The organism is Bradyrhizobium sp. BRP56 (assembly GCF_020194035.1).
In the GTDB taxonomy this organism is placed as follows: Bacteria; Pseudomonadota; Alphaproteobacteria; order Rhizobiales; family Xanthobacteraceae; genus Bradyrhizobium; species Bradyrhizobium australafricanum.
Map to the genome: position 1 here is coordinate 70,181 of NZ_JADYVV010000032.1, position 21,173 is coordinate 91,353.

Genomic DNA, 21,173 nt, shown 5'->3' on the forward strand with positions numbered 1-21,173 from the left:
CGGACGGCCTGCCCGATCGCGAGTGAAGCACTCGAGCGTATCGCCGCTCTCTATGCCGTCGAGAAGTCGATCAGGGGCCGCAGCGCCGATGGGCGCCGTGCCGTCCGCCAGGAGCGCAGCAAGCCGCTGGTGCTGGCGCTCAGGGCCTGGTTCGAGCAGCAACTCACCCGCGTCTCGGGCAAAGCGACAATCGCCGAGCACATCCGTTACGCCTTGAACCACTGGGTTGGCCTGACGCGCTTCCTCGACGACGGCCGTATCGAGCTCGGTAGAGTCAACGACTGGCGCGGTGACCGTAGGTCGCGAGGCTTTACTGTTACCGGCGGCTTTCGCCTTCGCCGGTGTCGCAGTTCGCACCATAGTTCCGTTTCCAGTCGTCGCTCGTCAAACCGGGCATGCAGATTTCCCGCACCCGGCTTTCACTTGTCTCATCAGACCTTCGCGCTCGATCGGTCAGTACGACGAGTCGGGACGCGGTAGAGTTTGAGCGTATCGTACAGGTAATCCTGCGGATACTCTTTGAAGCCCCTGCCACGCCTTCCTGCTCGTCGTATCAACCAGTGTCGCAGACGCCGATCGACGTATTGCCTGATGAAGTCATACGTCTTCATTACAGGTCCTTGGTCAAAGTAACCGCACCAGCCGCGAAGAAGGCGGCTGATAACGATGACGGTGTTCTCCGGTGTGTCCGGGTACCACTGTGGCGTCGTGCGTTCGTGGATTCGTCGGAGCAATCTCAAGACCGCTTTCTTGGACGGACGCGTGCCGATGAAGGCTTGTCCGCCCTTTCCGTAGAACCGCCCGATCGTGTAGCCTAGGAACGTGAACCGCTCTTTCGGCAATTGAGCGATGCGGGTCTTGGTCTCGTTCACCTCCAACCCCAGCCTATTCATCAGTACCGTCATTCGCTCCATCGCCGTCTCGGCTTGCCCGGGGCGGCAGCAGATCACGAGATCGTCGGCATAGTTGACGACGTAGGCATCGAGTTTTTCCTGGTGTCCGTGGTCGCGCCAAGCTAGCAGAAAGCGTCGGAAGTAAATGTTCGCCAGCAACGGACTCAGAGGAGAGCCTTGCGGGGTCCCTTTCTTAAACTTTCGTGCATCTGCCGTCTGTATCGTCCGTCTTCCGCTCCGTTCGACCACTGGCCCCAGCCACGACAGGGAAGTTGTCCGGTAACATTTTTGGTGAGGCAATGCGGGGGGCAGTTTTCCATGGCGCGCGACATTTGGTGCAGGTTGCGGGATTTCACGGAAGGCTCGAATAAGGCCATAAGGTCGAATCGTTCGCCTTGCTCCATGCATTCCGCTCGCTGGTTTCTCCCGAGCTTTCGATTGTTCAGATCCTCCCCCAGGCCGATAAAGTGGTGCTCGTGGCTCGATCGAAGTCAGCGGTCTCGTTCTGTCCCGGTTGCGGCGGCCAGACGCGCCGCGCTTACAGCCATTACGTGCGACGCTTGGACGATCTGCCGTGGCAGGGGCGGGTGTGGAGATCAACTTCACGCGCGACGGTTTCGATGCGCGAATTTGCAGTGCTCGCGTCGCATATTCACTGAACGGTTGCCAGAGACGGTGCGGCCGAAGGCGAGACGCACGTCCCGGCTCGGTAAAAGCCAACTGGCGATCGGCTTCGCGGTCGGCGGGGAGCCTCCCAAGCCACCAAAACAGAAGGGCCTTTCATAGCATTCCGCTCTCTATTGCCTGGGTGCGCACACCAAGGGCTGAGATACAGCCGCGATGGCGTGCTTGTGTGTGCCGTTGTCGAGGAGCTATCTATTGAACCTGCACTCGCGGCGGCCATTTAAAATGCAAGGTTACCAAAGTACGTGGTCTTGAATGCCGTGCTCGAGAACAACGCAAGCGTTGCTCGACTAGCGGTCTTCCCAGGGCACGACGCAGCCGTGGTGGCACGTCATTTGCTCAGATCAGAACGAAGAGTCAAACGCCCAGCCCCCTCTACGCGTTGGACAGGACTTGCCTTCGCAAACTTACCAAACCAACAGGAGGCAAACATGGGTCTGTACCTTATCGAGTACAAACAAGACCGAAACGTCGTGCTCGGCGTGAAGGATCAGCAAGACGGTGCGGCGGCCGTGCTGCGGAAAAAAGACACGCCCCTCCGTTGCGTTCTCGGGGACCTCAATTTCGATACTGGAGCAATTACACTGAACTCGGGCGGGGGCAATCTCACGGTCGGCACCGATCGCGTCGCGCCGGATGCTCTCCTCTCGCTCAAAGTGTATAACCCAGCCATCCAAAGTCAGCGGTGGGAAGTTCTCAAGAGCCCCGGCTTCATCCTTAGTCTCCCGGACAATAGCCTGTGCATCGATAATAAGACTCGTGGCACGAGTGACGGCAACCCGGTTTGGCTGTTCAAGTTCAACGGCTCGCCCGCGCAGCAATAGAACTTCGTTCCCCTTATGAACTTGCGGGCCATGGAAGTTGCGGAGGATGCGGCCTGACGCCGTTCGCCCGCGCGGACTTAAGGCACTCCTCAATGGCGACAGGTAGCGGTACGCGACAATGCGGCGGCAAACATTCCGGTTGTGAATATTCGCCGCCACCAAAGCGGCGTAGCGCTCGCGTGCGACTCAACCGTAGGCAAGTCGTTCGCTTGGTCACCAGTTCGGGTCGGCCTGCGCGCACCAGCTCATTCATCTCGTCTTCAACTGGGAGTCCCTAGATTAGCGAGACATCTGGATAAGGCTTCTTGTACCCATTGGTGGCGCATTGGTTTGGTGACGCGCCACACTTCTCGATTGGACCAATGCCCCTGAACTCTCTCCATCTGCGAGGCGCTCCAAACCCTCAAAGCCCGGGGTGTGAGGCTTGCACTAACCAGTTCCCTCCAGGACTTGCGCACGCTGATCCATCGGCTTTTACGCGCGGGCAACGTATCAAGCATTTTCTGCGCAATCGGTGCGAGGCGCGGCATCGGAATCGGGGGCATTCTTGGCATCTTCAACAACGCTAAGGCGACCTTTTCGGACCGGGCCCACCCCGATTCAGTGAACCTGCACTCCGCGAAATACTCAAAACAGCTCCGGAACGTCAATGCGCGGCCAATGATCGTCTGGTTTGATAATTTCATCTCGCTCAGCCACTGCCGAAGATATTCCCACCACGCTCGGCTGCCAAAGTCGAGAAGATCATGACCTTTGAACACCAGAAGCGCCGCCATGCCGGAATCTCAGTTCGCGCCTCTTCATCCTGTCGTTCGAACCAATCCCAGATTGCCTGCAATGGTGTTGCCGGCTGGCTCGCCATCGATATCTGTGTTGGGCTGGCGCGATGGAACTGGACCACGTTATCCAACGGGGGCATGCACGGCCACGGCTTCCCCTCCGCGTCCCAAAAGACCCAGCGCTCGGCGATCTTTCTTGCCTCTTCAGGAGACTGGGTTTGCCAAAGCTCCTTGAGTGCCTTGTTAACGTAGTGGGAGACGTCAGCTCTAAGGCCGCATGTGCGGGCTATCGTTGCAAGGCGCCCGGCATCAATGAGCCGCGCCGCGAAGTCGTTCTCTGCGTTCATTTTCCGAAGCCTTCGCGCCTTCTCGTCGTCCGTGTTCCCTTCATGTTCATTCGGCTCGATGTGATCGAACCAGGAGCCCGGGGGAAATGCCGCGATACGCGTGGTGACCTAACGCCCGTCGGTGTCGGCCGAGCGGACGCCGTCCCGCGCCTCAAGTCACGCGCCGCTAACTCCGCTGGCCAACCAAAGCTTCAACTTGCGATGGTAACCATACCCAAGAGAGGGCGGCCTGGGCTATGCCCGAAGAACTGCATTCTTTGTGCCAAAACAAAACTCCTGCAATCTGCAGCGTAGTTGTGACGGCTTTGTCTACTTTCCGACTTGCGTGTCGTTGTCTTGCCAACATTTACTTTGGTACCCAGGGCATCCAGCCAGGCTGGAGATCGATCAGCTCTTCACCTTTACGGAACGCGCCGGCATTGTTGGCTTTGAAATCGCTCCACAACATCCAGGTCTGGCCAGCGCTTCAGCTCGAAGCTGTAATTCCGCGATACCAGGTACCCATGCGGCGAATACTTCCAATGCCGATGCAGCCACTCGCGCGCGACTTCCTCCGGCACATTAGGAAATGATGATTGAACTCCGAGCCCACCATTCATCGAATGGTGTTTTGACCGCACCACTCGGCTCAAACTCTGGCGCCAACGCCGTGGGGTACTTGTCCATAATGGTCATTAGATAGGCTGAGAACTTGACGAGGTTCAAGACCTGTGCGCGTGATGATCTGAGGCCGGCAAACTGGACCATTTTTGGCTAGAGTTTTCGCATCGATTCCCTCGGCTGGGAGGAGTGAAGACGATGAAGGCCTCGAAGTTTTTCGGACGCCCAGAAGGCGTTCATCCTGAAGCAGGGCAACGATGGCGTTGCGGTGGCGGAGATCTGCCGCAAGGCCGGGATCAGCCAGGCGGACCTATTTCAACTGGAAGAAGAAGTACGACGGATTGCTGCCGACCGAGATGCGACGGTTGAAGCAGCTCGAGGAAGAGAACAGCAAGCTGAAGAAGCTGGTGGCGGATCTGCCGCTCGACAAGGAGATGCTGCAGGACGTGATCCGCCGAAATGTATGGTCCACTCCGTCCGTGCAAGGCTTTTCGGTCTCGTAACGAGCACAGTCTGCTTAAATGTATCCGGCCTCTCGCGTCGCCCGCATCTGGCAGATCAGTCGGGTTCGCCCGGTTACCATGCGGTCGCGGATACGGTGAAGCGCTTGCAGCTCCGCCTGCGTCGCCGTCTTGATCTCAACAAAGCGCATGGTCGGCCGCGTGACGGCCTCGGCGATCGCAGCCGCGTCGATCACGTCGTTCTTATTCGAATTGACATAGGGCTTCACCGTCAGCATGTGGCTGTGGTGCAGGAGCCGGTCGAGGATCGCAGTGGCGACGACGGGATCACCGGACACGTCAGAGTACCGCGTGGGGCGCTGCTCACAGCCATTCTTTGGCGGCTTCATCTCGCTTAGGACTGCGGACTTCTTGCGCCCCCTCCCCTCATTGGTACGATACTTGCTGTTCTCCTCGCAGGTCGTCAAAAACAGAAGGGAGGAGAAATGACCAAGACGCCGAACAAGGACAATTGTCGTAGTGGCGGGCGTGCGACAACGAAATTCGATGCCCTGGTCGTCGGAGCAGGCATCGCCGGTCTTTACCAGCTGTACCGGCTACGAGAGCTCGGGCTGAACGTCAGGGCGATCGACGCTGCCTCGGGTGTCGGCGGCACTTGGTATTGGAACCGTTATCCTGGTGCGCGTGTCGATTCAGAAGGCTACCAGTACCAGTACCTTTTCTCCGAAGACCTCTACAAACGATGGAGCTGGAGCGAAAGATTTCCGAGCCAGCCCGAAATCGAACGCTGGCTGAATTACGTGGCGGATCAGCTTGACCTGCGCAAGGACATTCAGTTCGGCACGACGGTCCAGAGCGCGCATTTTAATGAAGCGACGGAGCGATGGGTGGTCGTGACTGACAAAGGTAATGTGATCGATACCCAGTTTGTCGTCACCTGTTGCGGTGTGCTTTCGGCACCCCATGTGTCCTTTCCGGGGCAGGAGGCGTTCAAGGGGCAGGTGTTTCATACGGCGCGATGGCCGCAGCAACCGGTCGATCTTGATGAGAAGCTCGTCGGCGTGGTTGGTAACGGACCAACGGGGATCCAGGTGATCCAGACGATCGCGGAAAAGGTTGGCCATCTCAAAGTATTCGTCCGCACGCCGCAATACATCATACCTATGAAGAATTCCAAGTACACTGCCGGGGACGTCGAGGCCTACAAGTCAAAGTTCAAAACCCTTACCGAGCGACTGCCGCACACGTTCACGGGCTTCGAACATGACGTCGAGTACGCCTGGGCCGGTCTGCCACCGCAACAACGCCGCAGGGTGATTGAAGACTGCTGGAACGACGGTTCCGTGAAGTTGTGGATATCGTCCTTCGCCGAGCTGTTCTTCGATGAGGCGGTGAACGCGGAGATCTCCGAATTCGTGCGCGCGAAAATGCGCGAGCGGCTCAGAGATCCAAAACTTTATGACCTGCTGATCCCGAGCGATTACGGATTCGGCACTCATCGGGTGCCCTTGGAGCAGAATTTCCTCGAGGCCTTCCATCGAGTCAATGTGGAAGTTGTCAGCGTCAAGACCAACCCTATCGAGCGCATCACGACCGAAGGGATCCAGACGGTGGACGGCACAGTTCACCCGCTCGACGTCATCATCTTGGCAACGGGCTTCGATGCAGCAACGGGCGCTTTGACCCGCATCGACATCCGCGGCCGCGATGGACGATCCCTGAAGGAGGATTGGGGCCGAGACATCCGGACCACCATGGGGTTGCAGGTGCACGGCTATCCCAATCTCTTCACGACCGCAGTGCCGCTTGCCCCGGTGGCCGCGCTTTGCAACGCGACAACCTGCTTGCAGCAGCAGGTCGAGTGGATAACTGGATGCATTAGCTATCTCCGGGACAACAACTTGAAGGTGATCGAACCCTCCAAAGAGTTGGAAGATCAATGGGTGGCGCATCACGACGAGCTCGCCAACGCAATGCTGATCGCCAAGACGAATTCCTGGTACTTGGGGTCGAACGTTGAAGGCAAACCGCGCCGAGTACTCGCCTACACCGGGGGCGCAGGCAACTATCGGCAAAAGTGCGACGAAGTCGCCGCAAGTGGCTATCCGGGCTTTACCGCGCACTAGGAGTTTCAAGTCGCGGAGACTCGTGGACGAGCTCATCATGCGATCTCAGTGACGCCGGCAGGTTTGCGCCAAGACGCGATCCTAGTGGATCGAATCTAACAGTTGATGCCCTCGTTTGACGGCGGCGACGATTTTGTCTGGGTCCGCGGTCCATGTGAAGGGTTTTGGGTCATTGTTGGTCTCGTCCAGGAACCGGTTGATGGCGAGCTTAAGTTCGCGGACCGATCGGAAGACACCGCGTTTAAGACGGCGTCTGGAGAGCTTGGCGAAGAAGCCCTCGATGGCATTGAGCCACGAGGACGAGGTGGGCGTGAAATAGAAGGTGAAGCGCGGATGGCGATCGAGCCATTTGCGGACCTTCGGGTGCTTATGGGTGGCATAGTTGTCGAGGATGACGTGGACGGCCTTTTTGGCAGGGACTTGAGCCTCGATCGTGGGTCATGGTGGCGGCGCGTCCCTTCTTCAAGGGCAGACCCGGCTGGGTACGGTCCAGCGCCTGGATCTGGCTCTTCTCGTCGACCGAGAGCACGATGGCATGCTCGGGCGGATCGACATAAAGCCCGACCACGTCATGCAGCTTGTCGACGAAGGCGGGATCATTCGAGAGCTTGAACTGCCGGACGCGATGCGGTTGCAGCCCGTGCGTGCGCCAGATGCGCTGCACGGAGCTGGCGCTGACGCCGGCCGCCTTTGCCATCATGGTTGCGGTCCAGTGCGTGGCCTCGGCTGGCGGATCGGTTTGCGTGAGAGCCACCACGCGTGCTGCAACGTCCGCTCCGAGCGGCGCAATGCGCGAGGGGCGTGTCTTGTCGCGCAGCAGGCCCTCGAAGCCCTCCTGCGCGAAGCGTTCCTGCCAGCGCCAGACGCAGGTCTTGGACTTGCCGGTCCGGCGTTTGATCTCGTTGGTGCCGACCCCGTCTGCACTCAACAATACGATCTCGGCTCGCCAAACCTGCTTCTGCGGCGCATTGCGATCCCGCACGAGCGCCTCCAGCCGCAGGTGATCAGATGGGTTAACAGTGATGGAAATACCGCTGCGCATGCGCCAGATTCGCATGCAATCGGCCACGGCGGAATCCCTTCCGGGATTCAAATGTCAGATTTGATCCACTAGACCCTTGCGCGGTGAACAAGAACTTGTCGCACAATCGGACATATGGTAAGTTGCTGCCAACGCTTCATTCCCGCATTACAAAATGCGCATCCCGTCCGGTGGCGTCATAGAATTAGGTTCGATAGCCTGAATTGTCGAGGTAGCTCGCGGATTTCTCCGGGGTGAATGCTGTCAGGACTCTGAAATGGACCCGCGGAGCGGGACCGCTTGAACCGGTTTGTTAGTTGGAAACTGACCGCTCCTGTTCCCTTTCTATCACGCTGCCAGAGACTCTGTCTGCTGCTGTTGCTGTGGACATGATGGTCAACGCGCCGGCGTTGTCCATCATGTCCACAGCGTTCGCGACCTGCATCTGTTCGCCGCCATCGGCGCGCGATAGCCGGGTGCCTGATGAAGGCGACAATCGTTGTACAACAAGGCTTGAGAACGCCCACGGGACCGTTTACCGTGAGGTTCTGTATTGGCCTCGCCCTTAGGCAAGCCGGGAGGTTTTCGTCCATGCTGTGATCGACAAGGCGGACGGCGATGTTCTCTGCTGCACGCTGGATGGATCAGAGACGGAGCGTCTTCTGGAGATCCCATCGGGGATGATCGAACGCGCGGCAGGCGCTGCTGTGGTTCCGTGAACACGGCCTCGACCTACCGGGTGTAGCAGGTGAACGGCGACACAGCCTGGCGGCGGCCCAGCTACGCGACCCTCCACAGGATGGTCGAGAATTCGGTCTACGGCGGAGCCTACGTTTATGGTAGAACAGCCGCGACGGGTTACGGCGTCCATGGGGCAGGTGCGAAGATCCGCCGCAAGGTGGCACTGGCGCGGCAGAACCCCAAAATACCCCCAGGATTGCATCCCAATCAGCAAAGTCTCTTCTCTTCAACAACATAGAGAAATGGTGTTCTGATGCGCGGTCGTAGAAGCCGATCGCAGTTTGCGATGCAGTCTGGAGCTGTGATGAAGCGAGGTGGATCTCATTTTTCGCAAGCGCGGCATGTCTCAAAATGCGATGGAGGCGCCGTGTCAACTGGATGGTGCAGCTATGGAAAAGCCAAATTTCCTTGAAGCAGACCATGTTTCTTGGACGGTGCCGGATCTTGATGCCGCCATTTCTTTCTACTGCGATGTCTTCGGCGCCACCGAGCTCTTTCGCTTGGGACCGCTGGATGCCGCCGACCTACCTCGCGGAACGGACGGTCGAGACTGGATGGAATCTCACGTCAACGTGGCGGAGGCCAGGTTGAAGTTCGCTATGTTGAAACTCACGCCGAATCTGAAATTTCAACTTGTTCAATACGACAAGCCTGAACAGCGCCGGTTTGACTTGCCCCGGAACTGCGATCGTGGCGGACACCACCTTGGCCTTCGGGTGGATGATGTCGGTAAGGCGGCTAGCTATTTGGCCGCTCACGGCTGCACTGTCCTCGACGCAATTTACATCGATGCGGGCCCGCTGGCTGGAAAGACCAATCTCTATGTTCTTGATCCTTGGGGGCACCAACTTGAAATCGTCGACTGAGTACTTGCTGGCACATCTCGTAGGTCGTCGGTGATCATTTACCCTTTATAGGGTCCGGTGCCGGGCCGGTCACCGAGGCGTTGACCTCCTCATCCGGAAACTTTTCGGTCTTCTCGGCGAGCCGTGCTCCTCCTCGGTCAATTCATCGGTGCGCAATAGTCCGCGAAGGAACTCGCGGGCGTGATGGATTTGGCGATCAGCGCTTGAAGCTCGCGCTTAAACTGTTCGTTGCCGAGTTGTTGAATTGGACCGTCATCGCCAGGCGCAGGAGAAGTTGGTGGTGCCGACCACGTCCCGCTTCGTCGTGACGGACCCCAAAGGCCTTCATGGCGGCGCAGAAGCGGATCGACGGGCTCGAGAAGGCGATCCGGCGGCCGCTGGCCGATGCGCGCTGCCGAAGCTATGAAGCCCGGCCGGAAGCGCAAGCTGGTCGACGAAGTCCGTGGCGAATGGCAAGTCTCGATCCGCAAGGCCTTGTGACGCGATCGAGTTTGACCGATCGACCTATCACTACAAGTCTAAGCACGAATTTCTCCGCACCTTTTGCTTTTGAGTGCTCTGATGCGAGGTGTCCACCAAAATAGGTGGACACCTTGTGATGGCAGCGGATGATCAGAAAGTGCGGGTCAGGCTTGTTGGCCGGAACGGTCGCCGGCGCTACGAGGCGGCATCGAAAGAGCGTCTTGTGACGGCCTGCCTTGAGCCTGGGGTTTCGGTATCGAGGCTTGCACTCGAACATGGGGTCAACGCGAACCTGCTTCGGAAGTGGATCAAGAAGCACACCGCAACCAGGTCGCTGCCGCCGTCCTCACGCCCGGCGTTCATCCCGGTTCAGCTTGAGGGGGCCGCCGATCGAGCCCTGTCGCGGCAAGACAGCGTGGCGACGGTGGATTTGCCGGCGACTTGCGATGAAGTGGAGGTTCGGAACCCAAAGGGACTCCAGCTTTTTATTCTCCGGCCAAAGTGAGCGTGTCGCTGCCGAACGGCGTGAAGCTCGCGCTGGAATGCGGCGATGTGAGAGCCGGCCCCGGAATTCTGCACAGGGCGATAAGTGGAGTTTCTGCCTGACAGCGGGCACGCCGGAAGCGCAAGCTGGTCGACGAGGTCTGTGGCGAGTGGCAGGTGTCGATCCGCAGGGCCTGTGACGCTCTCGAGTTCGACCGCTCGACGTACCACTACAAGTCCCGTCGCTCCGGCCAGGCTGCTCTCGAACAGAAGATCAAGGAGATCTGTCATGTCCGCGTTCGTTACGGCTATCGTCGTGTTCACGTCCTGCTTCGTCGTGAAGGCTGGCGCTATGGCCAGAACAAGACGCGCCGCATCTATCGCGAATTGGGCCTGCAATTGCGCAACAAAACGCCGAAGCGCCGGGTCAAGGCGCAAGCTGCGCGATGACCGCAGGCCGGCCACGCGGTCGAACGAGACCTGGGCGATGGACTTCGTCCATGACCAGTTGGCGACGGGACACAAGCTGCGCGTGCTTACGATCATCGATATCTTCTCCCGCTTCTCGCCGGCGCTGCGCCACGGTTCACCTTCCGCGGCAGCGACTGAGAAGAAGGACGATGTGTCGTCGTCATAGCCGATGCAAATCTCCGACGTCCCAGGGCTCATTATCCAACGCGATTTAACGCCGTGGTGATATAAGTACGGTAACAAACCGCTGACCTGGCATTCACTGTCGTGGTCGTATCCGTTCACTTGGTTTCCGCATACGACAACAATAATCTCGTTGCACGTTTTGGTTTCACGTTCGTACACGCCGAGGACATCGCAGTGACGATGGTAAGCGAACGCGACCGCAGCTGACGCCGCTCGGACATGCTGTTTCATGTCGCCCACCTTAATGCGGGACGGACGAAGGGCGAGATGCGCCGAGTTCGCTCCCATGTCATCACTAGCCGGCAACGATCGCCGACGCTAAGGAAGTCCAAATTAAAGACGCCGCTCCTCTTCATCCTAACTCACTACCATGGGTTCTTTCTTTAGACGTGCAAGGGTCGCGACCCGGGTCCTGATAGCCGACTCGCTGCGCTTTAGCTCACTCGCGATCTCTTTCGCAGCTCGCCCGGCTTCCCACAGTTCGATTACCCGCTGGTCGTCCAGCTTAGACCATCGGGTAAATCGCTTACCTGGCAACTTCCACCTAGAAGCGTTCATTTATCCAGACTCCCCCAGTTAAGTTCGTGTCCTATGACTGTGCGACGTCTGTGCTTTGTCTGACAAGCTCGTGAACTCTTACGCGACAAGGTCTCGTCTGAGAATGCTGACCCGCTTGTTCAGCGCTCGGCGCAACGCATTGCCCTCACATGTCGTCATCCTGCCAGCAGACCGCTCGGACAAGCGCCCCCTCCCGATTCATCTGCATGTTCATTCGCCCTCGCTCAGGATAAATGCATCATTATCCAGCGACGACTTTAGTCCTCCTGGGCACTTAAAATCGGCGGCCTCAGCAAAGCATCAAGTTTGAAAACAATCACTAACCAGATCTGGTAGTCGACAAGGTCGAGCGAAGCACTTAAGTTAAACATGCAAGCTCAACGTGTATTAATCGCGAGCACTGCCCCTCGCAAAGCTCGCGATATCATACAAAGAACACTATTAGTCGCGTATATTCTTGCCTCAATCATCAAAGTTTGATCGGAAGCCAGCCTTCGTCTGAGTGTTCGAAACAAGGTCTCGCTGACTCGTCTCAAGGACTTGAGCCATGGAAAATGAGTGGTTGCGCTTTCGACCGCACCGGCAACTCTTCAGCAGGGGTGCGGCGCACTAGCGTGTGGCATACCTTTGCGGCAATCGACCCATCAAATTCGGACCAGGTTGCATTTTATGACGGCGGGGTTGAACCTCGAGCTTCTGGCCTCTTGCAATACTCGGCGGCGCCTTCGGCTACGGCTTGAAGCGCAATGTCATCGACAAGTTTATCTGCAGAAACTATCGAGAAGATGACAACGAGATATTTGGCTTCGGCTTTAACCAAGGAGATTGCTGGAACTCTAGCGGAGGTTTCAAGAGCCCTTGAAGCTAGGGGATTCACGCAAGCGGGCGTGGCCGTATTTCTGATGCGCTGTCTCTTCACAATGTTTGTGGAAGATGTTCAGCTGATCAGGAAGGATAGTTTCAAGAAACTTCTTTCCAATTGCGTATCTAGTCCAGACCGGTTTCCTCACGAAATGGACGACCTCTGGCTCATCGCGCTGACAGAGTTCAAGAGATTGGAGTGTCCAGTCAGTCGCGCGGCAAGCTTGAGTTTCCTCAGGCTCCGAAGGATCAGGCCGGTCAGATTTTACAATTGCTTCTACGGAGTGTCACACCGCTCACGCCCGAGCAGGTTGCTGCCGCGTTCAAGGAAGGCGAGCAGATATTGGTTGACGTTAGAGACATACTCCAGTCGTTCAACCGGTTGGGCGACGCCGACTCCGTCGATAACGGGCGAAGCTTCTTTGTGCAGTCGGCTTGAGTGTTCCACCTGTGGCGCACTGCGGGTCGCGCGGCCTAAGGTTGGTTCCTCAGCTTTCTCGCCGCCTACCCGGCGCCGGCGCACCCGTCCCACGTGCACTCTCTCACTGGCCTGAATAGGCTATTCAGCTTCTGAGCGTTCAAGTAGGTCTTGAGGCTTGGAGTTGGCAATGCTGTCGAGAAAACCCCTCGTTTGTTGGACCCGCCGCCCATGTTGACTGCGCTCCCAGCGAGTCTACAGTCTTTGGTTGGTGCGCATGGAGACGGCGACCGAATTATGGCTCGACGAAGTAAGGACAAGGACGATTTTTCATGGATGCGGGATGTCTCCGACCCGCGTTTCCTGGTCTTCATCCAGGAGGAGAATGCGCGCTTTGCGGCGGCCATGGCGCCTGCGCGCGGTGTCGAGGAAGAAATCTTCGAGGAGATCGTTTCTCGAACCCCGCGTGAGGACGAGACTGTGCCCTACAAATATGGGGAGTACGAGTATCGCTTTGTCTACCCCGAAGGCGCGGAATATCCCCGCTTCGAGCGTGCGCACCTCGGCATCCCTGGGAGCCGCGAAACCATCCTCGACTACGCTGCTCTCGCCGAGTCGCACGCATCGTGCGACATCCAAGTTTGCGTGGATCGGCGCTCGCGCCTGCTCGCCTTCGCTGTTGATGTCACCGGCGAGCGGCTGTACACGATTCGCTTCAAGGATCTCACTACGGGCGCCATCCTGCCGCAGACGATCGAGGGCGCGTCCGGGAATATGGTCTTCTCGAAGGACGGGGAAGTTTTGTTCTATACCGAGCTCGATTCCGAAACTTTGCGCTGGCGGCGGGTAAAGCGCTATCGGATCGGTGCATCCCCGCAGAGCGCCGAGACAGTCTACGACGAAACAGATGAGGCCTTCTCATGCTCCGTCTACCCTGCGAAGGGGGACGATTTCGTCTTCATCCGCAGTAGTTCGGGCGAGGAGGACGAGGTCCGTTTCGTGCCGGGGGACGACGTCCTTGGGCCGGCGCGTCTCATTGCGGCGCGCCGGCCCAAATGCGAATATGACGTTCAATTCGATGGCGTTGCCTTCGTTATCCGCACAAATGATAGTGCCCCCGATTTCCGCCTGATGCGTGCCTCGCGCGACGCTCTGGAAGCGCGTGCTTGGCGATCACTCTGGGCGCCGGAACCTGGATCCTATCTTGAGGATTTCGAGGTCCTGCAAGGCACCATTGCCGTGACTGAGCGTGTTGACGGTGCGATGCGCGGGCGCATCATTTCGATCGGGAGCGGGGTCGAACAGGCTCTCGCCCCTTCGGACGAGCCTGCCTCGGTCGCTTTCAAGGACAACGTTGAGCTCGATGCCGGAACCATCCGATACGAATGGGCAACTTATACCGACTTTCCCTGCACCTGCGAGATCGATCTCGACTCGAGAGAAACTAGAGTGCTCAAGCTCGAGCGACCAGCGGGACACTTCGACCGAAACGACTATGCCGTGGAGGAGCATCGTGTTGATCGTCCAGACGGCGCGCGCGTTCCGCTGACCATTTTGTCTCGCAAGAGCGACCGTGGACGGGCAGCTCCAACCCTCATTTACGGCTACGGCGCCTACGGCTTCAGCATTGACCCATATCTTTGGCTGCCGCGCTTCAGCTTGATTGATCGCGGCTTTCGGATCGCGATCGCGCATGTGCGCGGCGGTGGTGAACTCGGTCGCGTCTGGCACGACGCCGGCCGGCGGCGGAACAAGCCCAAAAGCGTCACCGATTTTATCGCCTGCGCCGAATACGCGCGCGAGGTCGGACTCGCTTCGACTCTTTATGCAATGGGCGAGAGTGCCGGCGGCGTGATCGTTGGTGCGGCTCTAAACGCGCGGCCTAACTTGTTCCGTGCCGTTGTTACAGTCGCGCCGTTTGTCGACTTGCTGAACTCGCTTTCTGATCCGACTATTCCGCTCACGACAACGGACTACGACGAGTGGGGCGACCCGAATGATCCGCTGGACCGCCGCTGCATTCTTTCGTACGCTCCCTATGAGAAACTCCACCCGCAACCCTATCCGCACGTGCTCGCGCTCGCGCGCCTGCATGACACGCAGGTGGCAGTCTGGGAGCCGGCGAAATGGATAGCACGCATGCGGACTATGTCGACCGGGAGCGGCATGCAGTTTCTCAAGACTGAGTTCGATACAGGCCACATGGGCCGCTCGGGTCGATACGAGCAGTTCCGAGACACAGCCACGGCTTACGCCTTCTTGATCGCCGTCGAACGCAGGCTAATCGGCTGAAAGCAAGGCGCGCTCACGCGATACCAAAGCGCGCAAGATACTCGCGGTTCACCAAGCCCTCACGGAGCGGCGGGACGTAGAGCGTGGCGAGGCCGAGATCGTACTCGGGTAGACGGCGTAGCGGCGTCTCGACAATTGTCGGCGATGATACCGAGAACAGCGCGGCTTGATAGGCAATCACCGGGTGGTCCGCGCCATAAGACGTCTCCAGCACCTCGGTGAGGATGCGCACATTCTTCTTGGGCTGGCGCTTACGCGAGAAAGTCGAGAGCCCGATGCAGCCAACTTGCCAGAGAACGAGCATACTGGTTACGTCCGGCTTGTAGCCGCGCAGGAGGAAGTCTGTCGCTTCGAAAGATTGGCAGCCGTATTCGGCCGGGTCGATAAGAAGATCCGCGACCAGGCAATCTTGTGCCGAGACGCCGGGCAGCATGCGCGCCTGATAACCTTCGGTCCGCGCCGTACGAATACAGCGATGTGCAACGTCGACAAAGATACCGGGATGACCTTCGAACGAGACGCAGACCTTCAGCCCCGAGCGCACATACGAGAGGATCACCTCCGCCATCGCATTGTAGGTCAGCATCCGATCTTTGCCCTCTTCGTAAAGCACGTCGAGGCATTCGGCGGACTTAGCGTTGCGCACTATCCAATCGATTGTTAGCGGCTCGCCAGCGCCATAGAGCACTTTGTCGGCATGACGGATTGCAGCGGCCGCTTCCGTAGTCATGTGCGCGAGGGATTTAATCCCGGTTCCGACCACAGTCAGCAAACCCATCGCCTCGGCACTCCCTCACAGAAAAGGCGCGCGACAGCGTTCGCTGTCGCCACGATTAGACTCCGAAGCGAATGCGGATATTGCGGATGCGAATTACGCGGAAAGCTGCCTGCGCAGCGTCCTGAGCACCGAGCTGACGCATGATCTGCTCCTCGTCACCGCTCTTGACCACCTCCTTCTCCTCATTAGTGAGGCCAGCAGCATTCATAGCGCCCTCTGGATCGTTCTCGAACTCAGTGAGTTTATTAGAATCGTCGTTGAGTCCGCGCAAAAACTCGTAAAGCTTCGACTCTGCCATGTTGCCCTCTCGTACGATCAATCTTGACTATAGAAGTATGCTTGCAACAATGTAGCGACAACTACCATATCTGGTAATGGTACAAGTTGACTGGCAACCGTGAGCTAAATCAACCAGAGACGGAGATGATGGCGTGGAGTACGTGGCACCTGCCTATTGCGGTAAGCGCCCCGGCCATGCAAGACGATGCCGTTGTTGATCAAAAGCACGTCACCTGGTGAGAGCATGAGTTCGGCGATGAGCCCGGGTTCGGCAAGAGCCGTCTCCAAAGCTCCTACCGCCTCGCGCTGTCGCGGGTCGAGGCGCGCGTAAGCGATCTGGTGATAGAGATAGCGAAAACGAGTGCCGTCAGCATCGGAGTCGAGGATCGCGACAGCGTCGAGTGCCTCGTCGGCAGGGTCAATTTGTCGCGTCACGTCAAAGGGAACGGGGCGCCGCAGGTCCTCAACAAGGCCGGGCGCCATCTTCGCGACACGTGCGAGCAGCGTCGCCGCACTAGCGAGCCGTACCGCGCCGCCCGCCTCCGCCGCGCGGAAGCAGAGGAAGGCGAGGCGGCGCGGAGGGTCACGGCCGAAGGCGTGGTCGGTATGGCAGGGCAAGTCATTCCAGCGTCGTCCGAGCGCAACTTGCTCGTCGCTCTGCACGTGGTCGGGCATGTCTGGGTCGACCACGTCGCAGAGGTAGGATCCTGAGACATCCTGCGGGCGCAAGCGTCCAAACCTCTTCGCCGTTATGATGTGGAGCAAGCGCGCCTCGCGGAAGGAAAGGGTCTCGACGGGGATGCGGCTGAGCAGCGCGAAACCGGGCCCCTGCGCCAGCGCCTGTTCAACTCTTGCAAAGAATCCCGCATGCGCATCCTCGGCGTCCAGCAAGAGATCGGAGCGGACGATCGCTGCCCAGTCGTAAGCGGAGACCTTCGCAAGAGGCGCGGGATCGAGGAGGGGCAAGGGAATCTCAAATCGCCAAACCTCCGGGCGGGCGCCGATAAAGGCATCCCATAGTGCACCCGTGGAGAAATTGACTCTCCGCTGTACGCAGACAGGCGTCGCTGGCTCGCTGGTCACCGGTGAGGCTCCGGCTCGGCCGTGTTGCCCATGATAATCTGGAAGCGCGGATCGACACCCCAGGGCGGCATGTGAATATCCCTTTCAAGTTCGTCGGCAGGTATGCCAAGGCGGCGCGCCATATCGAGGTCGACTGGCGGCTCTGCCGCCGGTGGGATGAACAGCGTCCCGGCGGTTCTGTACCGCCGCAATGTCTCGTGCAGTTCACGGATTTTCACCGGCCAAACCTTTGAGCGGCCGATCGGCAGGACGGGTGCATGGTAGAGATATCCAATGTGATCAGCGTCATAATAGCGTAGGAGGCTCTCGATAAGGAGCGGCACATGCGCACCGTTGTAGCCATCGCTCTGATAGCTGGCCTCGCCGACGCAATCGACCTGCCATAGAATCACGACGCAGCTCGGATCAAGCCTGTGGCCGAAAACAAGCCACTCGCTCGCCTCAAAGGACAGGCAGCCGTGCTCCGCCGGATCGATGCCAAGGTCAGCGTAAAGGCAAGCCTCCGCGGAGATGGCAGGTTGCATGAAGGCGCGATAGCCCTCGTGCCGGGCGCGCTTGACGGCCTCATGTGAGGGCGAGACAAAGACGCCTGGATGGCCATAGAACGCCGCCGCGACGGACTTGCCCTGGCGAACCGGCTCGAGCATGCTCTCAACCATCTCCTCGTAGGTGGTGCGCCGATCCTTGCCATCCGCATAAAAGCGCGAGAGATCCTCGGCGTCTGGGCGCAGCTCAAGCAGCCAGTCACGGGTTAGTGGCTCGGACACGCAGAACATGATCACGTCGGCACTCTTAATCCGCGTGACCGCCTCTCTGGTCAACTGCCGTCCTCCTTGGATTCCGGTTCCGATGATGGCCAGGATGCCAAGCTTGGGTGGTGCAGACATGACCGGCGCTCCGATGCAGGCAGCTGTCGCCCGTGCGCAACAGCAAAGACTAAAACGGGGACTGACGATGATAGCACGTAAACTCGCAGCGTCGCTGCTCAATGTGTTTCCGTGTTTCCGCTCCATCAAACGCGCAAAGACGCTGACCGCGTCCCAAACACGATCGATAAATGTTGATCCTTTCGACGTAGGTTGTGCTTTGGTTTGGTCCTTTGATTGATTTTTGGATCCTTTCTGCTCTTGCAGGAGCTGTATCCCCGAGAAGATCCGCAAGGCACCTACCAGAATTGGTTGGGCGGCGAGAGAAATAGACAGCTTCGGGCACAACCGCCAATGATTTCTCGCGTCTGCAATTGCCTGAGAGAGAAGAGCATCAAGGGCCGATCTACGACTTGGTCAACATGGGCGGGCCACATTTCCGTTATGAAGAAGACTGAACCAGAACCGCTTGGCTCCCGCCGTCCGGAGCAAGTGATGCGGAGGTTCGTTGGACAGCTTGCCAAGGCCTGAGTTGATTTTCGCCCTCTGAGTGCGATCGCGACTGGCGCTGAGTAGCATGCGCAAGGCCTTTAATGCGCTTGCATGGCAAGTTTCCGAGTCTAGGAAGGATGCGCGGAGCAATGACGTCCGATAAGAGAATCGCTCTCAGTAACGCCGCGGCGCAGGGATTTGATATCACGCGCGTTCCCGTATGACCCAGAGAGGCAACGAGCGGCCGCTGACAGGGCGGTAACAAAGGGGCACATCGGCGAAGATAGCTCGTCTCTCCTTGGTGGCCTACTTGTCACAACCATCGAACTTGCCGCGTTTAGCAGAGCATAATTGTTTCGACGTTTCTGGCCGTTGCCGGCAGCACCAATGCAAGTGCCGACGAGGCGTACATAGTTCCCGAGCAGCTTCAGCGCCTTGCCGCGCAAAACAACATAGCGAATCGCCTAGGTATCAAATGGGAGGTTGCGAATTCCGCCGACGTAGGCGGTCGGCAAACGGGCGCTGCGTCTGAGCACGCTCGACAACCAGCTGCCGTTCTTAGAGACGCAATGGACAGGCGGTTGTCGCAACGGCGCCGCACTCTGACGCCGGCTGAAGGAGCAAGGTTCTTTACGATGGTCACCGAATGGACCACGCGGCGGCGGCACGCTGAAAAAGCCAGCGATCAACAATTGCAGAAGATTCCCGCCGCGAGGTCGATAGCAAGGCTGATGACAACGAAGCGGGATCACTTGACCAGGGCCGAGACCGTCACGGTCTTCGGCAACTTCTCGCGCGAGCGCCCGTGGGTCAGGCGCGAAGGGTCGCGAGGTCACGGTCCCGAGCTAGGAAACGGCCGCGCATGAGGAACGGCTCGGTCGCTGGGCGATGAACTGATGCTGATCAATGTGTCGGCGGGGCTGGCCGACTTCATGGCTGCGGATCTGTCCGCGCTCGACCCTCTGGTGGTCCAAATCGACGGGTTGCATCCCGGCGACGATCTCGTGCTGGTGGCCGCGACCGGGGTTAGGGCCGCGTCTATCCGCCCACTTCCAAAGCCATAATCACTGTGCAGAGGTGCTAGAATTAGTAGGTTCGCTGTTCTCAGTTCTCAGCTAAGTAAGTAGAGCCGTTTTGGAAGAAACCTGTCCCGAACATAAGGCCAGAAGGACCTGAAAAGTGCAATTGACGGTGCTAAGCAAGTCAGGAACTCGCAGAAAATGGAGAACAAGCATGGCAAACTTACGCCAGGACGACAAGTCTACACCAGGGACAGATGATGCCGCTCGCCGTGCCGGCGAGCGGGCTGCTGAGCAGACCAGCCGTACCGGACAAGCTGCAGCTGATCAGACTGCGCATGTCGGGCAAGGTGCCGCTCAAGCCGGAGAAGAAACGGCCCGATCAACTTCCAACTTTCTTAAGCAGAACGTTGAGACGGTGCAGAACGCATGGCGGATCGGCCTGGAAGCGACGACCTTAGCCGTGGGACGCTCTACCGAGCAACTTGGTCGCACGCTCGGGGTCTCGGGAGAAGGGGTGCAACGGGCAAAAGAGGCAACGGAACGGTCGGCGCGCAACGCGCAAAAGATCCTTTACACCAGTAATGCTGCCGCCAAAGTGATGAATGGAATTTCTCAAGAGTACAGCCAGATGGTTCGGCATCAAGTCGGGAAGAACATGGACTACATCAGCGAGCTGTGGACCTGCCAGACCCCTCAGGAATTTGTAGCCGCACAAAGTGATATTGTGCGGGAGTCTGTGGAAATTGCTCTGGAGGGTAGCCGTCGGATCGCCGACCTGTCGCTCAAAGTGGCCGACGAAACCGGAAAGCAGATCAAGTGAAGTATGGAAAAAGTCCGGCACTCGCCTAACGGGCATATAGGTTCGGCTGGAAAACGAGCGCTGCTTGTCGGTTGCTCTTCCGCCTTGGGAATGAGATTTTTGAGAAAACCAAGGCTACCGCGGTAAACGCAATGTCGAGTTAATGCCAGTCTCTGAATTGGCAGCGCCCCTGGATTCTCCGTTACGCACCAACGCTCATTGGAGCGACTTGTCACGATCGTTCCGTCGTGGGCCCGTGGCATGCGGCGCCCTGAATGCCGGGCTAACAGAAGCCCTGAATGCCGGGCTAACAGAAGGTCGTGCTTTCGATTTATCTCTTGGAGGTCGGCAGCCTTGAATGGCGTAAGCCGTCGCGTCGGTTTCATCCTGCTCGGCGCGATAGAGCCCTTGCCTGTCCCTCTGACTTGATCCGGTCGCCCCCCCCCAGAGGAGGTAGGAGCCCGATCCACTGTTGATGCTGTACCGTCAAACGTCGGTAGCCTTTCGGGCTGGACTCCGTGGAGCATCAGGATCTGACGATGTCTAAAAAGACTGCCAACTTGCGCGCCGACGTTAAGAAACGCATTGCCCAGATCGAAAGTATGACACTAGTCGAGATTCAACGGGTCATGGTGGATTGTGTGTCCGAGCGGTCTGCTGGCAGGATGACGACATGTGAGGGCAATGCGTTGCGCCGAGCACTGAACAAACGGGTCAGCATTCTCAGACGAGACCTTGTCGCGTAAGAGTTCGCGAGCTTGCAGGCGAAGCGTCGACGCCG

General features: G+C 58.4%; 13 protein-coding genes and 8 pseudogenes. 12 read left to right on the plus strand and 9 right to left on the minus strand.

Going from position 1 to position 21,173, the window contains the following annotated elements; genetic code table 11:
* Nucleotides 1-12: 12 nt before the first annotated feature.
* Nucleotides 13-267 (plus strand): annotated as a pseudogene (locus I6F38_RS22635) (transposase); the annotation flags it as partial.
* 164 nt (nucleotides 268-431) lie between these two features.
* On the opposite strand, the gene I6F38_RS22640 reads toward I6F38_RS22635, so the two are convergent.
* The gene (locus tag I6F38_RS22640) at nucleotides 432-1,301 is read right to left on the minus strand and encodes a reverse transcriptase domain-containing protein (protein ID WP_225161857.1); all 870 of its coding nucleotides are present in this window, start codon (nucleotides 1,299-1,301) and stop codon (nucleotides 432-434) included.
* A 707-nt stretch (nucleotides 1,302-2,008) separates the two neighbouring features.
* Between I6F38_RS22640 and I6F38_RS22645 the strand changes: the two genes are divergently transcribed.
* Entirely contained in the window at nucleotides 2,009-2,401 is a 393-nt protein-coding gene (locus tag I6F38_RS22645; RefSeq protein WP_225161858.1) for a hypothetical protein, read from the plus strand.
* A gap of 691 nt (nucleotides 2,402-3,092) precedes the next feature.
* On the opposite strand, the gene I6F38_RS22650 is transcribed toward I6F38_RS22645, so the two are convergent.
* Nucleotides 3,093-3,527, minus strand: a complete 435-nt coding sequence (locus tag I6F38_RS22650; protein WP_225161859.1) for a hypothetical protein — start codon at nucleotides 3,525-3,527, stop codon at nucleotides 3,093-3,095.
* 838 nt (nucleotides 3,528-4,365) lie between these two features.
* Between I6F38_RS22650 and I6F38_RS22655 the strand changes: the two are divergent.
* Nucleotides 4,366-4,585, plus strand: a pseudogene (locus I6F38_RS22655) (transposase); the annotation flags it as partial.
* Nucleotides 4,586-4,671: 86 nt separating this feature from the next.
* On the opposite strand, the pseudogene I6F38_RS43775 reads toward I6F38_RS22655, so the two are convergent.
* Nucleotides 4,672-4,857: pseudogene (locus I6F38_RS43775) on the minus strand (transposase); the annotation flags it as partial.
* A gap of 6 nt (nucleotides 4,858-4,863) precedes the next feature.
* Nucleotides 4,864-4,977: pseudogene (locus I6F38_RS43780) on the minus strand (ATP-binding protein); the annotation flags it as partial.
* Between the two features lie 96 nt (nucleotides 4,978-5,073).
* Between I6F38_RS43780 and I6F38_RS22665 the strand changes: the two are divergent.
* Nucleotides 5,074-6,714, plus strand: coding sequence for an NAD(P)/FAD-dependent oxidoreductase (locus I6F38_RS22665; protein WP_225161860.1), 1,641 nt, complete (start codon nucleotides 5,074-5,076; stop codon nucleotides 6,712-6,714).
* Between the two features lie 81 nt (nucleotides 6,715-6,795).
* On the opposite strand, the pseudogene I6F38_RS22670 reads toward I6F38_RS22665, so the two are convergent.
* Nucleotides 6,796-7,756, minus strand: a pseudogene (locus I6F38_RS22670) (IS630 family transposase).
* 1,034 nt (nucleotides 7,757-8,790) lie between these two features.
* Between I6F38_RS22670 and I6F38_RS22675 the strand changes: the two are divergent.
* The 6 genes and pseudogenes from I6F38_RS22675 (at nucleotide 8,791) to I6F38_RS22705 (ending at nucleotide 15,073) form a co-directional block, all read left to right on the plus strand.
* The gene (locus tag I6F38_RS22675) at nucleotides 8,791-9,342 is read left to right on the plus strand and encodes a VOC family protein (RefSeq protein ID WP_198390676.1); all 552 of its coding nucleotides are present in this window, start codon (nucleotides 8,791-8,793) and stop codon (nucleotides 9,340-9,342) included.
* Nucleotides 9,343-9,744: 402 nt separating this feature from the next.
* Nucleotides 9,745-9,865: pseudogene (locus tag I6F38_RS22680) on the plus strand (IS3 family transposase); the annotation flags it as partial.
* Nucleotides 9,866-9,940: 75 nt separating this feature from the next.
* Nucleotides 9,941-10,309: a transposase gene (locus I6F38_RS22685; RefSeq protein ID WP_225161861.1), complete on the plus strand. Its 369-nt coding sequence runs from the start codon at nucleotides 9,941-9,943 to the stop codon at nucleotides 10,307-10,309.
* Between the two features lie 113 nt (nucleotides 10,310-10,422).
* Nucleotides 10,423-10,884: pseudogene (locus I6F38_RS22690) on the plus strand (IS3 family transposase); the annotation flags it as partial.
* 1,678 nt (nucleotides 10,885-12,562) lie between these two features.
* Nucleotides 12,563-12,802: a hypothetical protein gene (locus I6F38_RS22700; RefSeq protein WP_225161862.1), complete on the plus strand. Its 240-nt coding sequence runs from the start codon at nucleotides 12,563-12,565 to the stop codon at nucleotides 12,800-12,802.
* A gap of 210 nt (nucleotides 12,803-13,012) precedes the next feature.
* Nucleotides 13,013-15,073, plus strand: a complete 2,061-nt coding sequence (locus tag I6F38_RS22705; RefSeq protein WP_225161863.1) for a prolyl oligopeptidase family serine peptidase — start codon at nucleotides 13,013-13,015, stop codon at nucleotides 15,071-15,073.
* A gap of 13 nt (nucleotides 15,074-15,086) precedes the next feature.
* Here I6F38_RS22705 and I6F38_RS22710 read toward each other — a convergent pair whose 3' ends face one another.
* The 4 genes from I6F38_RS22710 to I6F38_RS22725 form a co-directional block, all read right to left on the minus strand.
* Nucleotides 15,087-15,851: an SAM-dependent methyltransferase gene (locus I6F38_RS22710; RefSeq protein ID WP_038381343.1), complete on the minus strand. Its 765-nt coding sequence runs from the start codon at nucleotides 15,849-15,851 to the stop codon at nucleotides 15,087-15,089.
* Between the two features lie 55 nt (nucleotides 15,852-15,906).
* A complete protein-coding gene (locus tag I6F38_RS22715; RefSeq protein WP_038381342.1) occupies nucleotides 15,907-16,149 on the minus strand; it encodes a hypothetical protein in 243 nt (80 codons plus the stop codon).
* Nucleotides 16,150-16,253: 104 nt separating this feature from the next.
* Nucleotides 16,254-17,096: a TauD/TfdA family dioxygenase gene (locus I6F38_RS22720; protein WP_225161864.1), complete on the minus strand. Its 843-nt coding sequence runs from the start codon at nucleotides 17,094-17,096 to the stop codon at nucleotides 16,254-16,256.
* 113 nt (nucleotides 17,097-17,209) lie between these two features.
* Nucleotides 17,210-18,100, minus strand: a complete 891-nt coding sequence (locus I6F38_RS22725) for an SAM-dependent methyltransferase (RefSeq protein ID WP_050999678.1) — start codon at nucleotides 18,098-18,100, stop codon at nucleotides 17,210-17,212.
* A 1,293-nt stretch (nucleotides 18,101-19,393) separates the two neighbouring features.
* Here I6F38_RS22725 and I6F38_RS22730 point away from each other — a divergent pair.
* Together I6F38_RS22730 and I6F38_RS22735 are read left to right on the plus strand one after the other, a co-directional pair.
* A pseudogene (locus I6F38_RS22730) lies at nucleotides 19,394-19,599 on the plus strand (IS256 family transposase); the annotation flags it as partial.
* Between the two features lie 205 nt (nucleotides 19,600-19,804).
* Complete coding sequence (locus tag I6F38_RS22735; protein ID WP_225161865.1) at nucleotides 19,805-20,413, plus strand: phasin family protein; 609 nt, start codon at nucleotides 19,805-19,807, stop codon at nucleotides 20,411-20,413.
* Nucleotides 20,414-21,173: the final 760 nt, after the last annotated feature.